Below are 14,671 nucleotides of genomic sequence, written 5' to 3'. Positions count from 1 at the left end.
CGCCCGGTTTCGGTCGTAGGCTGCCGTCATGTGCGGAATCGTGGGGTACGTCGGCGGGCAGTCGGCGCTTGATGTGGTGATCGCGGGCCTCAAGCGGCTCGAGTACCGGGGCTACGACTCGGCCGGTGTCGCGGTGCTCTCCGACGGAGGTCTCGCCTCGGCCAAGAAGGCGGGCAAGCTCGTCAACCTGGAGAAGGAGCTGGTGGACCGGCCGCTGTCGAGCGGCTCCACCGGCATCGGACACACCCGCTGGGCCACCCACGGCGGGCCGACCGACACCAACGCGCACCCGCATCTCGACAACGCGGGGCGCGTGGCCGTCGTCCACAACGGGATCATCGAGAACTTCGCCGCCCTGCGCGCGGAGCTGGAGGAGCGGGGGCACGATCTCGTGTCCGAGACGGACACCGAGGTCGTCGCCCATCTGCTCGCCGAGGAGTTCTCCTCCTGCGGGGACCTCGCGGAGGCGATGCGGCTGGTGTGCCGACGGCTCGACGGGGCGTTCACCCTGGTCGCCGTGCACGCGGACGAGCCGGACGTCGTCGTCGGGGCCCGGCGGAACTCACCCCTGGTCGTGGGCGTCGGCGAGGGCGAGTTCTTCCTCGCCTCGGACGTGGCCGCGTTCATCGCGCACACCCGGTCGGCGATCGAGCTGGGCCAGGACCAGGTCGTGAAGCTGTCCCGGGAGGGCGTCGAGGTCACCGACTTCGGCGGCACCCCCGCCGACGTACGGGCGTACCACGTGGACTGGGACGCCTCGGCCGCCGAGAAGGGCGGCTACGACTACTTCATGCTCAAGGAGATCGCCGAGCAGCCGAAGGCCGTCGCCGACACGCTGCTCGGCCGCATCGACGGAGAGGGCAGGCTCCGGCTCGACGAGGTCCGCATCCCCGACGCGGTGCTGCGCGAGGCCGACAAGATCGTGATCATCGCCTGCGGCACGGCCTTCCACGCCGGGATGATCGCGAAGTACGCCATCGAGCACTGGACCAGGATCCCCTGCGAGGTGGAGCTGGCCAGCGAGTTCCGCTACCGCGACCCGATCCTCGGCCAGCGGACCCTGGTCATCGCGATCTCGCAGTCCGGCGAGACCATGGACACCCTGATGGCGCTGCGCCACGCGCGCGAACAGGGCGCCAAGGTGCTGGCCGTCTGCAACACGAACGGGTCGACCATCCCGCGCGAGTCCGACGCCGTTCTCTACACGCACGCGGGGCCGGAGGTCGCCGTCGCGTCGACGAAGGCGTTTCTGACGCAGCTGGTGGCCTGCTATCTGCTGGCGCTGTACCTCGGGCAGGTGCGGGGGACCAAGTGGGGCGACGAGATCCACGCCGTCATCCGTGAACTCGCCCGGATCGCCGACGAGGTCGAGCGCGTCCTGGAGACGATGGAGCCGGTGCGGGCCCTCGCCCGCTCGCTCGCCCACAAGAACACGGTGCTCTTCCTCGGCCGCCACGTCGGCTACCCCGTGGCCCTCGAAGGCGCGCTGAAGCTGAAGGAACTCGCGTACATGCACGCCGAGGGCTTCGCGGCGGGCGAGCTGAAGCACGGGCCGATCGCGCTCATCGAACAGGACCTGCCGGTGGTGATCGTCGTGCCGTCGCCGCGCGGGCGGTCCGTCCTGCACGGCAAGATCGTCTCCAACATCCAGGAGATCCGGGCGCGGGGAGCGCGGACCATCGTGATCGCGGAGGAGGGCGACGAGGCCGTCGTCCCGTACGCCGACCATCTGATCCGCATCCCGGCAACGCCTACGCTGCTTCAGCCGCTGGTCTCCACCGTGCCGCTGCAGGTCTTCGCCTGCGAACTCGCGACCGCGCGGGGCAACGAGGTGGACCAGCCGCGGAACCTGGCGAAATCTGTGACCGTGGAGTGAGCGAATGATCATCGGGGTGGGGATCGACGTGGCGGAGATCGACCGCTTCGCCGCGTCGATCGAACGGACGCCGGGGCTGTTGCGCCGACTCTTCGTCGAGCGCGAGCTGATGCTGCCGAGCGGCGAGCGGCGCGGAACCGCGTCCCTCGCGGTCCGCTTCGCCGCGAAGGAGGCGGTGGCCAAGGCCCTCGGCGCGCCGGCGGGCCTGCACTGGACGGACGCGGAGGTCTACGTCGAGTCCAGCGGCCAGCCCCGCCTGCGTGTCCGGGGCACGGTGGCGGCCCGCGCGGCGGAGCTGGGCGTCCGCCACTGGCACGTCTCGCTCAGCCATGACGCGGGCGTCGCGTCGGCGGTGGTGATCGCGGAGGGGTGACGCCCTGGATGTACGGGATGTAGGTGGGTGGGTAGGTAGGTGGGTCCGGGGGCTCTGCCCGGCCGTCGTATCGGCGGGGCAGGGCCCCCGGGTTCGCGCGCGGACCGGGGAGGGAGTGGGCGCGCGCGTTCGTGGCCGGCTGCCCTAGGGCCTCTCGGCGTTCCGTCGGGTGCGGAGGCGGGTGAGCAGGACGGTGGCTCCGCCGAGCACGGCGAGAGCGGTGGCGGCGAGGGCCGTCGGGAGGACGGCGCCGCCGGTCGCGGCCAGGGTGTTGGTGGCCTGGGCGCCGGGGCTGTCACCGCCGCCGACGGTGCCGGTGGCGGGTGGTGTTGTTGTGGACGGTACGGAGGTCGTCGATTCGGTGGGGGCCGTGGGCTTAGTGGGGGTCGGGGTCGGCTCGGTTGTGGCCGTGGGTGTGGGCGTGGGGTCCGTCGGGGTCGTCGGCGTCGGCGTTGGTTCCGGTGTCGGTGTGCGGCGCTGGGTCTGGGTGACCGCTCCTCCCGCCACCGTGTAGAGCGTGTGGGACTCCGTGTCGAGGGTCAGGGCCGACGGGCGTTCGCCCGTGGTGATCGTCTCCGTCACCGTCGCCCGCTCCGGGTCCACGACCGCCACCGCGGAGGCGCCCGTCCGTGCCGCGTACAGGGTCTTGGTGCCCGGGTCGTACGCGAGGGCCTTCGGGTTGCCCTCGACCGGGATCGTGCCCTTCACCTGCTGGGCCGTCAGGTCGACGGCCGAGACCGTGCCGGCCGCCAGGTTCGCGACGTAACCCGTGCGTGTCGTCGGGTCGACCGCCACGCCCATGCTGCCGAGCGCCGTCGAGCCGAGGCTCACCGTGCCCGTGAGGCGCCCGGTGGTCCCGTCGACGGTGTTGAGGACGTTCTTGTAGACGACGGAGCCGTTCTCCATCGAGCCGCCCACGTACGTCGCGTACCCCGTGTGGTGGACCGTGTCGACGGCCAGGCCCGCGGGGTGGAAGGGCAGGACCACGGGGTCGGCGACCGCCCGGGCCGTGCCGGTGTCGTACACCGTTACCGACTTGGCCGCCTGGTTGCCGACGTAGAGGCGCCCCTGCCCCGGGTCCGCCGCGAGAAGCGAGACGCTGCCCGTGACCGGGATGACGTCGTCCGTGAGTGTGCGGCTCGTCGGGTCGTACGCGGCGATACGGGTGGACAGGCCCAGGTACAGCCGGCCGGACCCGCCGAGGGCGAGCACCGTGGCCGGGGCCAGGAGGGCGACGGGCTCGCCGACGAGGGCGCCGGTGGCCGTGTCGTACGTGCTCAGGCGGTGGGCCGTGCCGTCGCTGCTGCTCACGTAGAGGCGGTCGGCGGCCGGGTCGACCTCGGCGTCGAGGGCGTCGCCGAGCGGCGGGCGGATCGTGCGCACGTTCTCGTGCGTCGCGGGGGCGGGCGCGGTCGATTGGGCGTTCGTGGTTGTGGTCGTGGTCGTGGTCGCGGTCCCGGTCGACGGGGCGGGCGCCGCCGCCGCCGTGCCCGTGAGGGCTACGACGACGGCGGCGGCCAGGGTCAGGGGCCTTCTCACTGGAAGGTCACCGGGATGTAGACGTCGTACTTCCGGTCCGCGCTGTCGTAGTGGTCCGCGCGGGTGACGATCGCGCAGTTCACGCCGGACTGGCCGCAGGTGACGGTGTCGGAGATCTTCGCCTTGACGTGGATCTGGACGTTGAACGAGCCGAGGCCGGCGGACTCCGTGTACGGGGAGGAGTTGGAGGGGGAGAGCCAGTACCAGTCGCTGTTCACCCAGTGCGAGGCCCCGGTCGTGCCGGACTGGTCCTGGCCGCCGAGGCAGGGCGTGGGCTTGCTGTTCCAGGTGGCCGGGTCTGCCGGGTTCACCCCCGCGGGTATCGCGCAGAGGCCGACGTAGACGCCCTGGTCGGGGTTGTAACCGGAGCCGCTGACGGTGACGTTGGCGCCGGCCGCGGGGGCTGTCGCGGGCGCGGTGAGGGAGAGGTTGTAGGTGCGGGAGCCGTCGGTGACGGTCCGGCCGGCGGTCGCGGCGGAGGCGGTGGAGGCGAGGCCGACGGTGAGCGCGGCGGCCGAGGCGAGGGTGAGGGCGGTGCGAAGGGCGGTACGCATGACGAAGGAGGCCTTCCCTGAGCGAGGTGTGATGCCTGGTTAGGTAAGGCAAACCTAAGTTGATCGGTGAGGGGGCGTCAACCCTCGCTTCCGGCAACGGGCTTGAGGTGTGCGGCAGACTGCGGGCATGCGTACCGCTTACCGCGTGGAGACCGTACGGGCCGCCGAGGCCGAGTTGATGGCAGCGCTGCCCGAGGGCGCGCTCATGCAACGGGCGGCGGCGGGGCTCGCCGCCGCGTGCCTGTCGCTGCTCGGACGGGGCCATGTGTACGGGGCGAGAGTCGTGCTGCTCGTCGGCAGCGGGGACAACGGCGGCGACGCCCTGTACGCGGGTGTTCGGCTCGCGCGGCGCGGGGCGGGCGTGACGGCCGTCCTGCTCGGCGCGCGGGCCCACGAGCGGGGGCTCGCCGCGCTGCTCGCCGCCGGGGGGCGGGTGGCGGAGGACCCCTTCGAGGTGCTCGCCGTGGCCGATCTCGTCGTCGACGGGATCACCGGGATCGGCGGGCAGGGGGGCCTGCGTCCGGACGCGGTGCCGGTCGCGAGGGCCGCGCGGGGCTCGGACGCGGTCGTGGTCGCCGTCGACCTGCCGAGCGGTGTGGACGCCGACACGGGGCGGGTCGCGGGGGAGGCGCTGCGGGCGGACGCGACGGTGACCTTCGGGACGTACAAGCCGGGGCTGCTCATCGACCCGGCGCGCGAGTACGCGGGGGCGCTGCGGCTCGTGGACATCGGGCTCGGTGAGGTCCTGCCGTCCGTGCCGGACGTCGAGGCGCTGCAACACGAGGACGTGGCACGGCTCTTGCCCGTGCCGGGCGCGGAGAGCGACAAGTACCGGCGCGGTGTGGTCGGCGTCGTGGCCGGCTCCGCGCGCTACCCGGGTGCGGCGGTGCTCGCGGTGACCGGCGCGCTGCGGGGCGGTGCGGGCGCGGTGCGGTACGTGGGGCCGGCCGGGGACGCGGTGATCGCGCGCCACCCGGAGGCGCTGGTGCAGGCCGGGCCGCCCGGGAAGGCGGGCCGGGTCCAGGCGTGGGTGGTCGGGCCCGGCCTCGGTGACGAGCGTTCGGCGGTCGCGGAGGTCCTCGCCTCGGACGTACCGGTCCTGGTGGACGCGGACGGGCTCGCGGGCCTCGACGCGACGGCGGTACGGGCGCGCACGGCGCCGACCCTGCTGACCCCGCACGCGGGCGAGGCGGCGGCGCTGCTGGGTGTCTCGCGGGAGTCGGTCGAGGCGGAGCGCCTCGCGGCGGTACGGGAGTTGGCGGGGCGCTTCGGGGCGACGGTGCTGCTGAAGGGCTCGACGACGCTGGTGGCGGACGCGTCGGGTCCGGTACGGGTGAACCCGACGGGCACGTCGTGGCTGGCGACGGCGGGGAGCGGGGACGTGCTGTCCGGCCTCGCGGGCTCGCTGCTCGCGGCGGGCCTGGGGGCGCGGGACGCGGCCTCGGCCGCCGCGTACCTCCACGGCCTGGCGGCGCGCCGGGCGTCGGGCGGCGGCGCGCCGGGCGGTGCGACAGCCGGTACGTCGGCCGGCGCGCCGATCGTGGCGGGCGACGTGGCGGAGGCCCTGCCGGGCGCGTGGCGCGACGTGGTGACCGGGTAGGACCCCCCACCCCACCCCTTCCCGAAACCCTGCCGGGGGCTGGTGGGGGGCGGGGCCGTGGCCCCGGACCCCTGCGGGGGTGCGGCGGCTTCGCGCCGGGGTGGGTGCGTGGCCCCGGATCCCTGCGGGGCGCGGCGGCCTCGCGCCGGGGTGGAGGTGGGGGCAGGGCCCTGCCCCCTGCCGGAGCGTCGGCGGCTTCGCGCCGTCGTGGGTGTGTGTGGGCACGGCCCCTGACCCCTGCAGGGGGCCGGCGGCTTCGCGCCGGGGTGGGTGCGGTGGGCACAGTCCCGAACCCCTGCGGGGCGGGGCAGCTTCGCGCCACGGGTGGGGATGGGTGCGCACGGCCACGGACTCCTGCCGGGGGGCCGGCGGCTTCGTGCCGGGATGGGTGCGCACGGCCCCGGACTCCGGCCGGGGCACGGCGGTTTCGCGCTGCGGGTGGGTGTGGGGGCGCAGCCCCGAACCCTGCGGAGGTGCGGCGGCTTCGCGCCGGGGGTGGGGCTGCGGCCCCGAGTCCCTCCGGGCGCGGCAGCTTCGCGCCGCGGTGGGGGTGGGCGTCACGGCCCCTGACCCCTGCAGGGGGCGCCGGCGGCTTCGCGCTGGGGTGGGTGTGTGGGTACAGTCCCGAACCCCCTGCCGGGGCGCGGCGGTTTCGCCCCGCAGGTGGGGGCACAGCACCGAGCCCCCGCCGGGGCGCCGCGGCCTCGCGCCGCGGGTGCGTTCGGGACGGGCTGGTTGGGTGCTGCGGCTTTGTGTTGGGGATGTGGTCGGGTCTACAGCTGAGGTAAGCGGCCCGGGAGCTGACACCTGAGAGACTGGGCGCGATGACTGAGACACCGCCGCCCCGACGAGCCCGCGCCGAGATCGACCTCGGTGCGCTGCGTGCGAACGTCCGTACGCTGCGTGCCCGCGTCGGGCCCCACGTCCAGCTGATGGCCGTGGTCAAGGCCGACGCGTACGGCCACGGCGCCCTTCGCTGCGCCCGTGCCGCGCTCGAAGCGGGCGCCACCTGGATCGGCACCGCCACCCCGCACGAGGCGCTCGCGCTGCGGGCCGCCGGGGTCACCGACGCTCGGATCCTGTGCTGGCTCTGGACCCCGGGCGACCCCTGGGCCGAGGGCATCGAGGCCGGTCTCGACATGACCGTCAGTGGGATGTGGGCCCTGCGGGAGGTCGTCCAGGCGGCCCGCGAGACCGGGAAGCCCGCCCGGATCCAGCTCAAGGCCGACACCGGTCTCGGGCGCAATGGCTGCCAGCCCGCCGACTGGCCCGAACTGGTCGGCGAGGCCCTCAAGGCCCAGAAGGAGGGGCTGGTCACCGTCACCGGACTCTGGTCGCACTTCGCCTGTGCCGACGAGCCCGGCCACCCCTCCATCGCCTCCCAGCTCGACGTCTTCCGCTCGATGCTCGACTACGCCGAGAAGGCCGGCGTCGAGCCCGAGGTCCGGCACATCGCCAACTCCCCGGCCACCCTCACCCTCCCCGAGACCCACTTCGATCTTGTTCGGCCTGGCATCGCCATGTATGGCGTCTCGCCCAGTCCCGAAGTCGGCACCCCTGCCGACTTCGGGCTGCGGCCCGTCATGTCCCTCATCGGCAGCGTCGCGCTCGTCAAGGAAGTGCCCGCCGGGCACGGGGTCAGTTACGGGCACCACTACGTCACCCCGAGCGAGACCACCCTCGGGCTCATCCCGCTCGGGTACGCCGACGGCATCCCGCGCCACGCCTCCGGACGCGGCCCCGTCCTGGTCGGCGACCGGATCCGGCGGGTGGCCGGGCGGGTCGCCATGGACCAGTTCGTCGTCGACCTCGGCGGCGACGCCGTCGAGCCCGGCGCCGAGGCGCTGCTCTTCGGCCCCGGCGACCGGGGCGAGCCGACCGCCGAGGACTGGGCCCAGGCGGCCGACACCATCGCGTACGAGATCGTCACCCGCATCGGCGCCCGCGTTCCGCGCGTCTATGTGAACGGGTAAGCGAACGAGCAAGGACCTAGCCAACAGGGAGCGGTAGTGAGCGAGTCCAGCACCGACAACTGGCGGCGTGCCGGGGTCGCCGGTGCCGCGATAGGCGTCCTGGCCGCCGGCGCGGCGGCCGGCGTGGCCATCGAGCGGCTCACCGTCGGGCGGGGCATGCGGCAGAAGGCCCGGCTCGCCCTCGACGCCTCCGCGCCCTACGGCTCCCTGCGCGGCACCCCCGGCAAGGCGCCTGCAGACGACGGCACCGCGCTGTACTACGAGGTCGATGAGGTCGAGTCGGACGCCCCGGCGCCCCGCCGCCGGCGGCTCTTCGGCCGCAAGGCTCCCGCGCCCGTCACCGTCGTCTTCAGCCACGGCTACTGCCTCGGCCAGGACTCCTGGCACTTCCAGCGCGCGGCGCTGCGCGGCCTCGTCCGTACCGTCTACTGGGACCAGCGCAGCCACGGACGGTCCGAGCGCGGCCGCGCCCAGTCCGGGCCCGACGGCCTGCCCGTCTCCATCGACCAGCTGGGCCGGGACCTCAAGGCCGTCATCGACGCGGCCGCGCCCGAGGGGCCGTTGGTCCTGGTCGGGCACTCGATGGGCGGCATGACGATCATGGCGCTCGCCGACCGCTACCCGGAGCTGATCCGCGAGCGGGTCGTCGGCGTCGCCTTCGTCGGTACGTCCGCGGGGAAGCTGGGCGAGGTGAACTACGGGCTGCCCATGGCCGGGGTCAACGCGGTGCGGCGGGTCCTGCCGGGTGTCCTGAAGGCCCTCGGTTCGCAGGCGGAGCTGGTCGAGCGGGGGCGCAGGGCCACGGCCGACCTGTTCGCCGGGCTGATCAAGAAGTACTCGTTCTCGTCCCGTGAGGTGGACCCGGCCGTCGCCCGCTTCGCGGAGCGGATGATCGAGGCCACCCCGATCGACGTGGTGGCCGAGTTCTACCCGGCCTTCGCCGAGCACGACAAGGCGGCCGCGCTCACGGCCTTCCGCGACCTGCCCGTCCTCGCCCTTGCCGGTGACCGGGACCTCGTCACCCCCAGCTCGCACACGGAGGCCATCGCCGATCTGCTGCCGGACGCCGAGCTGGTCATCGTGCCCGACGCCGGGCACCTGGTGATGCTGGAGCACCCGGAGGCCGTGACGGACCGGCTCGCCGACCTCCTCGCGAAGGTCGGAGCGGTGCCCGCGACGGCGGCGAACGCGGGGGCCGGCAGCAGCTAGGTTGGGCCGTATGGAAGAACCGCACGCCGTGGAAACCCCGCACTCCACCGCCCCGCACTCCACCGCCCACCTCGACATCGACTCGCCCGAGGCGATGCAGGAGCTCGGCCGTCGGCTGGCCAAGCTCCTCCGCCCCGGCGACCTCGTCATGCTCACCGGCGAGCTCGGCGCCGGGAAGACGACGCTCACCCGCGGCCTCGGCGAGGGCCTCGGCGTGCGCGGCGCCGTCACCTCCCCGACCTTCGTCATCGCCCGCGTCCACCCGTCCCTGGTCGGCGGGCCCGCGCTGGTCCACGTCGACGCGTACCGCCTGGGCGGCGGTCTCGACGAGATGGAGGACCTCGACCTGGACGTCTCGCTGCCCGAGTCGGTGGTCGTCGTGGAGTGGGGCGACGGCAAGGTCGAGGACCTCACGGACGACCGGCTGCACGTGCTCATCCACCGGGTCGTCGGCGACACGGACGACGACCGGCGGACCGTGGTGCTGCGCGGGATCGGCGCGCGGTGGGCGACGGAAGAGCTCGTACTGAGCTGAACGTACGTAGGTTCCGACAAGGTGTCGGCAAGATGTTGCGTCGGCCCCACGCGCCGTGGTGACATGGATGCACGAGCTGGTTAGGTGAACCTAACCTACGGGAGGCATGCATGGCGACGCCGGAGCGCGAGCACGCGGAAGCGCGGACGCGGAGGGGCACGTCGATGAGCGAGCTGCTGGCGTCCTGTGCCGCGGCGGAAGCGGTGTCGAGACCCCCGCGCACCCCCGAGCCCACGCCGGAACCGGACGCCGCCGAGCACTCGCGCGAGCCCGGGAACCTCGGGGTCGAGCGCGAGGCCGCGTAACCCGTACGGGCTAAGCGCGAACGCCGAACACCCCCGTACTACGGGACGACCACGACCTTCGCGCCGATCGACGCGAAGGTCCACATCGCGTCGCCGTCGGCGCGCTTCATCCGGATGCCGCCCGTCTTCCGCGTCGGGTCCGGCTTCGGCAGCGTGCCGTCGACCGCCGCGCTGAAGCCGATCGAGACGTCCTGCTCCGTCGTGAACCGCACCACGTGCTCGATCCGCACCCCGTCGGAGCCGGTGACCGAGCCCGAGCGGGACGTCACCTTGTACGCCCCCGGGGCCGGGTGGACGGTGCTCGGCATGACCGAGAAGGTGGACGTGGCCTGGCCCTTCGCGTCCACCAGCCACACCCGGCGGTCGGTGAGCGCGTACACCACGCGCGCGCCGGTGCCGGACTCCGCCGGCACGGCGAGCGGGTCCTTGACGGGCTTCTTGGGGCCGCCGGTCGGGGCCGTCGACGGCGCCGCGCTCGGGGCCTTCGGCTTGGCCGAGACGTCCGCCGGAGCGTTCGCCGACGCCTGGTAGGCGAGGAAGGCGACCGCGGCGATCGCCGCCGCCGTGAGCCCGGCCACGAATCCCGAGCTGCTCCGTGCCACCCTGCTGCCCCTTTCGTACGTACGTATCGGTCGTGACGGTAGCAGTCGCGCGCGACCGGGACGGGGCGCCGTGCGGACCGCCCGGGAGCCGTAGGCTGTTTGCGTGCTCTTGCTCGCCATGGATACCGCCACACCCGCCGTCACCGTCGCCCTCCACGACGGCGACTCCGTCGTCGCCGAGTCGCGGCAGATCGACGCCCGCCGCCACGGGGAGCTGCTGCTGCCCGCCGTCGACCGTGTCCTCGCCGAGGCCGGGCTGAAGCTCGACGCGGTCACCGGCGTCGTCGTCGGCGTGGGGCCGGGGCCGTACACCGGACTGCGCGTCGGGCTCGTCACGGCCGCGACCTTCTCCTCCGCCCTCGGCGTGCCCGTGCACGGCCTGTGCACGCTGGACGGGCTCGCGTACGCCTCCGGGATCGAGGAGCCGTTCGTCGTCGCGACGGACGCGCGCCGCAAGGAGGTCTACTGGGCGCGGTACGACAACGCCCGTACGCGCGTCACCGACGCGGCCGTCGACCGGCCCGCCGAGATCGCCGAGCAGCTCGCCGGGCTCCCCGTCGTCGGCGCGGGCGCCCGTCTGTACCCCGAGGCCTTCCCGGACGCCCGCGACCCCGAGCATCAGTCGGCGGGCGCGCTTGCCGCCCTGGCGGCGGAGCGGCTCGCGGCCGGCGGCGACTTCCTCGACCCGCTGCCGATGTACCTGCGCCGCCCCGACGCCCAGGTGCCGAAGAACTACAAGGTGGTCACGCCCAAGTGACCGCCGTGACGTCCACGAGCGGCGCCGTCCTGCGCGAGATGCGCTGGTGGGACATCGCGCCCGTGCTCGTCCTCGAACACGAGCTGTTCCCCGAGGACGCCTGGTCCGAGGGGATGTTCTGGTCCGAGCTGGCCCACGCCCGGGGGCCCGCCGCCACCCGCCGCTATGTGGTCGCGGAGGCCGAGGGCGAGCTCGTCGGGTACGCGGGGCTCGCCGCCGCCGGCGGCCTCGGCGACGTCCAGACGATCGCCGTCGCCCGCGGCCAGTGGGGCACCGGGCTCGGCGCCCGGCTCCTCACCGACCTCCTCCAGCACGCCACCGCGTTCGAATGCGACGAGGTGCTGCTCGAGGTACGGGTGGACAACACCCGGGCCCAGAAGCTGTACGAGCGCTTCGGCTTCGAGCCGATCGGCTTCCGGCGCGGCTACTACCAGCCGGGCAACGTCGACGCGCTCGTGATGCGACTGACCGTCCAGGCAACCGAGACAGAGACCGAAACCGAGACCGCGCCCGAAACCGAAACTGGAACTGAGACTGATTCCGATGGCTGCTGACGAACCGCTCGTACTCGGCATCGAGACCTCCTGCGACGAGACCGGGGTCGGCATCGTCCGGGGGACGACGCTGCTCGCCGACGCCATCGCCTCCAGCGTCGACACCCACGCCCGCTACGGCGGCGTCGTGCCCGAGATCGCCTCCCGCGCGCACCTGGAGGCGATGGTCCCGACCATCGAGCGCGCCCTGAAGGAGGCCGGCGTCTCGGCCCGTGACCTCGACGGCATCGCCGTCACCGCCGGGCCCGGCCTGGCCGGTGCGCTGCTCGTCGGCGTCTCGGCGGCGAAGGCGTACGCGTACGCGCTGGGCAAGCCGCTGTACGGCGTGAACCACCTGGCCTCGCACATCTGCGTCGACCAGCTGGAGCACGGCCCGCTGCCCGAGCCCACCATGGCCCTGCTCGTCTCCGGCGGGCACTCCTCGCTGCTGCTCGCCCCGGACATCACCGCCGACGTCCGGCCGATGGGCGCGACCATCGACGACGCGGCCGGCGAGGCCTTCGACAAGATCGCGCGCGTCCTCGACCTCGGCTTCCCCGGCGGCCCGGTCATCGACCGGCTCGCCAAGGAGGGCGACCCGAAGGCGATCAACTTCCCGCGCGGCCTGTCCGGCTCCAAGGACCCCGCGTACGACTTCTCCTTCTCCGGCCTGAAGACCGCGGTCGCCCGCTGGATCGAGGCCAAGCGCGCGGCGGGCGAGGAGGTGCCGGTACGGGACGTGGCGGCGTCCTTCCAGGAGGCCGTCGTCGACGTGCTCACCCGTAAGGCCGTACGGGCCTGCAAGGACGAGGGCGTCGACCACCTGATGATCGGCGGCGGGGTCGCGGCCAACTCGCGGCTGCGGGCGCTGGCCCAGGAGCGGTGCGAGCGGGCCGGCATCCGGCTCAGGGTGCCCCGGCCGGGGCTGTGCACCGACAACGGCGCGATGGTGGCGGCCCTGGGCGCGGAGATGGTCGCCCGCAACCGGCCGGCCTCCGACTGGGAGCTGTCGGCGGACTCATCGCTTCCGGTGACGGACCCGCACGTGCCGGGCGCCGCCCATGGCCACGGTCACGGCCACTCCCACGACCATGACCACGTGCACGAGATCAGCAAGGAGAACCTCTACTCATGAGGGTCGCCCTGATGTGGGAGGCGCGGGCCGTCCAGGGCCGGGGCGCCGAGCTCATGGAGTGGGCGCGGTCGCGGGAGCTCGCCCAGGAGCCGCTGCGCCGCGAGTCCTTCCGTGCCCCGCAGGACCGGGTGCTCGTCCTGACCTGGTGGGACGCGGAGGCGCTGGACGCCGAGCTGCCCGAGCTGCCGGAGCCGGCGGCGGACCTGGTCACCCGGCCGGTGCACCGCTGGCGCTTCGAGGCCGTGGACTGAGCCTGAGGCAACCCGCAGGCTGTTTATCGCATCATCCACGGCGTGACTCTCGGCGTGGACAAGAAGATCGTGACCTGGGCGGCGCTGACCGCCGCCGCACTGCTCATATCCGGCTGCGGCGGCACGGCGGACGCGGACACCGCGGACGCTCCCACGAGACCGTCCTCGCCCACGACGCCCCCCGCCGACGGCAAGGCGCCCGGCCAGGCCCCCGGCCAGGCGCCCGATCAGGCCGCCGACCAGGCCGCCGTGGCCTCCGCCGCGTACCGGAAGTGGGGCCTGAAGCCCTTCGCCGCGCCGCCCGCCCCGCCGAGGACCAAGCCGCTGACACGGAAGCCCGGCGGGCCGGTCCCCGTCATCAGCGACATACCGACCAAGGACAAGGTCGTCTTCATCACGATCGACGACGGGGCCGAGAAGGACCCCGAGTTCGTGAAGATGATGGAGGAGCTCAAGGTCCCGGTAACGATGTTCCTCACCGACTCCGCGATACGCGCCGACTACGGCTACTTCAAGCCGCTCGCCGCCCTCGGCAACGGCGTCGCCAACCACACCCTCACCCACCCCAACCTCCGCACCCTCGGCCGGTCCGCGCAGCAGCACGAGATATGCGGCCAGCAGACGAAGCTGGAGAAGGAGTACCGGACGACCCCGCGGCTCTTCCGCCCGCCCTACGGCAACTGGAACGAGGACACCCGCGCGGCGGCCGGCGCGTGCGGCGTGGACGCGATCGTGCTGTGGCGCGAGTCGATGCAGATCAAGAACATGCAGTACCAGCGCGGCGACGAGAAGCTGCACCCCGGCGACATCATCCTGGCCCACTTCCGGGGCCCGGCCGAGCTCAAGGGCACGTCGATGACCCGGATGACGGCCAACATGCTCCGCCACATACAGGAGCAGGGCTTCACGGTGGCCCGCCTGGAGGACTACGTCTGAGCAGTCCGAGAAGTCCGAGAAGTTTTCTCCTCCTCGTGTCGATGCGGGCCGAGCCCGTTCGACGTATGAGTGAAAGGCGGGGAACGGCCCCGCCCGCCACGCAAGGAGAACGACCATGCCCCGCTACCTGACGATGATCCGTATCGAAGAGGGCGCCTTCGAGCTGGGGGACGCCGACGCCGGCTTCGACGAGCGCATGGGCGCGCTCTTCGAGGAGATCACCAAGGCCGGCGTGATGCTGGAGACGGCCGGGCTCAAGCCGACCAAGGAAGGCAAGCGCGTCGTCTGGGAGGGCGGGAACATCTCGTACACCGACGGCCCCTTCACCGAGACCAAGGAGGTCATCGGCGGCTACTCGATCACCCAGTGCCGTGACCTGGCCGAGGCCGTCGAGTGGGCGAAGCGGTTCCTGGAGGTCCACCCGCCGCAGTGGAAGGTGGGCTGCGAGGTGCGCGAGATCGAAGAGATGTGACGCGGCCGGGGCGGGTGGTGT

At 73.3% G+C, this 14,671-nt stretch carries 16 protein-coding genes; 13 read left to right on the top strand and 3 right to left on the bottom strand.

Features of this window, described 5'->3' with window-relative positions:
* Positions 1-28 precede the first annotated feature (28 nt).
* Complete coding sequence (gene glmS / locus ACFWRO_RS15835; protein ID WP_384510042.1) at positions 29-1,876, top strand: glutamine--fructose-6-phosphate transaminase (isomerizing); 1,848 nt, start codon at positions 29-31, stop codon at positions 1,874-1,876.
* A gap of 4 nt (positions 1,877-1,880) precedes the next feature.
* Positions 1,881-2,249 (top strand): holo-ACP synthase, encoded by a 369-nt coding sequence (locus ACFWRO_RS15830; protein ID WP_362013670.1) that lies wholly within the window; start codon positions 1,881-1,883, stop codon positions 2,247-2,249.
* A gap of 144 nt (positions 2,250-2,393) precedes the next feature.
* Here the strand turns inward: ACFWRO_RS15830 and ACFWRO_RS15825 are convergent, their stop codons facing one another.
* Positions 2,394-3,788 (bottom strand): YncE family protein, encoded by a 1,395-nt coding sequence (locus ACFWRO_RS15825; RefSeq protein ID WP_384510039.1) that lies wholly within the window; start codon positions 3,786-3,788, stop codon positions 2,394-2,396.
* Positions 3,785-4,342 carry a hypothetical protein gene (locus ACFWRO_RS15820; RefSeq protein WP_384510036.1) on the bottom strand — a complete coding sequence of 186 codons (558 nt, stop codon included), beginning with the start codon at positions 4,340-4,342 and terminating at the stop codon, positions 3,785-3,787. The genes ACFWRO_RS15825 and ACFWRO_RS15820 overlap by 4 nt, the downstream gene beginning before the upstream one ends.
* 127 nt (positions 4,343-4,469) lie before the next feature.
* Between ACFWRO_RS15820 and ACFWRO_RS15815 the strand changes: the two genes are divergently transcribed.
* The 5 genes from ACFWRO_RS15815 (at position 4,470) to ACFWRO_RS15795 (ending at position 9,964) form a co-directional block, all read left to right on the top strand.
* Positions 4,470-5,942 carry an NAD(P)H-hydrate dehydratase gene (locus tag ACFWRO_RS15815; RefSeq protein WP_384510033.1) on the top strand — a complete coding sequence of 491 codons (1,473 nt, stop codon included), beginning with the start codon at positions 4,470-4,472 and terminating at the stop codon, positions 5,940-5,942.
* An 824-nt stretch (positions 5,943-6,766) separates the two neighbouring features.
* Complete coding sequence (alr, locus tag ACFWRO_RS15810) at positions 6,767-7,915, top strand: alanine racemase (protein ID WP_384510030.1); 1,149 nt, start codon at positions 6,767-6,769, stop codon at positions 7,913-7,915.
* Positions 7,916-7,951: 36 nt separating this feature from the next.
* Positions 7,952-9,124 (top strand): alpha/beta fold hydrolase, encoded by a 1,173-nt coding sequence (locus ACFWRO_RS15805; RefSeq protein ID WP_384510027.1) that lies wholly within the window; start codon positions 7,952-7,954, stop codon positions 9,122-9,124.
* 10 nt (positions 9,125-9,134) lie between these two features.
* The gene (tsaE, locus tag ACFWRO_RS15800; RefSeq protein ID WP_384510024.1) at positions 9,135-9,659 is read left to right on the top strand and encodes a tRNA (adenosine(37)-N6)-threonylcarbamoyltransferase complex ATPase subunit type 1 TsaE; all 525 of its coding nucleotides are present in this window, start codon (positions 9,135-9,137) and stop codon (positions 9,657-9,659) included.
* Between the two features lie 164 nt (positions 9,660-9,823).
* Positions 9,824-9,964, top strand: coding sequence for a hypothetical protein (locus tag ACFWRO_RS15795; RefSeq protein WP_384510022.1), 141 nt, complete (start codon positions 9,824-9,826; stop codon positions 9,962-9,964).
* Positions 9,965-10,002: 38 nt separating this feature from the next.
* Here the strand turns inward: ACFWRO_RS15795 and ACFWRO_RS15790 are convergent, their stop codons facing one another.
* Entirely contained in the window at positions 10,003-10,566 is a 564-nt protein-coding gene (locus tag ACFWRO_RS15790) for a hypothetical protein (protein ID WP_384510020.1), read from the bottom strand.
* Positions 10,567-10,669: 103 nt separating this feature from the next.
* On the opposite strand from ACFWRO_RS15790, the gene tsaB reads away from it, so the two are divergent.
* From tsaB to ACFWRO_RS15760, 6 genes are all read left to right on the top strand, one after another.
* Positions 10,670-11,323: a tRNA (adenosine(37)-N6)-threonylcarbamoyltransferase complex dimerization subunit type 1 TsaB gene (gene tsaB, locus ACFWRO_RS15785; RefSeq protein WP_384510018.1), complete on the top strand. Its 654-nt coding sequence runs from the start codon at positions 10,670-10,672 to the stop codon at positions 11,321-11,323.
* 38 nt (positions 11,324-11,361) lie between these two features.
* On the top strand, positions 11,362-11,877 hold the full coding sequence (rimI, locus tag ACFWRO_RS15780) for a ribosomal protein S18-alanine N-acetyltransferase (RefSeq protein WP_384510138.1): 516 nt from the start codon (positions 11,362-11,364) through the stop codon (positions 11,875-11,877).
* Positions 11,867-12,991 carry a tRNA (adenosine(37)-N6)-threonylcarbamoyltransferase complex transferase subunit TsaD gene (gene tsaD, locus ACFWRO_RS15775; RefSeq protein WP_384510016.1) on the top strand — a complete coding sequence of 375 codons (1,125 nt, stop codon included), beginning with the start codon at positions 11,867-11,869 and terminating at the stop codon, positions 12,989-12,991. Before rimI ends, tsaD begins: the two co-directional genes overlap by 11 nt.
* On the top strand, positions 12,988-13,242 hold the full coding sequence (locus ACFWRO_RS15770; protein WP_384510013.1) for a hypothetical protein: 255 nt from the start codon (positions 12,988-12,990) through the stop codon (positions 13,240-13,242). The genes tsaD and ACFWRO_RS15770 overlap by 4 nt, the downstream gene beginning before the upstream one ends.
* 42 nt (positions 13,243-13,284) lie before the next feature.
* Positions 13,285-14,178, top strand: a complete 894-nt coding sequence (locus ACFWRO_RS15765) for a polysaccharide deacetylase family protein (protein ID WP_384510010.1) — start codon at positions 13,285-13,287, stop codon at positions 14,176-14,178.
* Positions 14,179-14,293: 115 nt separating this feature from the next.
* Entirely contained in the window at positions 14,294-14,650 is a 357-nt protein-coding gene (locus tag ACFWRO_RS15760) for a YciI family protein (protein WP_384510007.1), read from the top strand.
* Positions 14,651-14,671: the final 21 nt, after the last annotated feature.

The sequence above is a fragment of the Streptomyces sp. NPDC058579 genome (genome assembly GCF_042718575.1).
Taxonomy (GTDB): Bacteria; Actinomycetota; Actinomycetes; order Streptomycetales; family Streptomycetaceae; genus Streptomyces.
The sequence above is the reverse complement of the archived record's forward strand: the minus strand, read 5'-3'. Positions and strand labels throughout refer to the sequence as shown.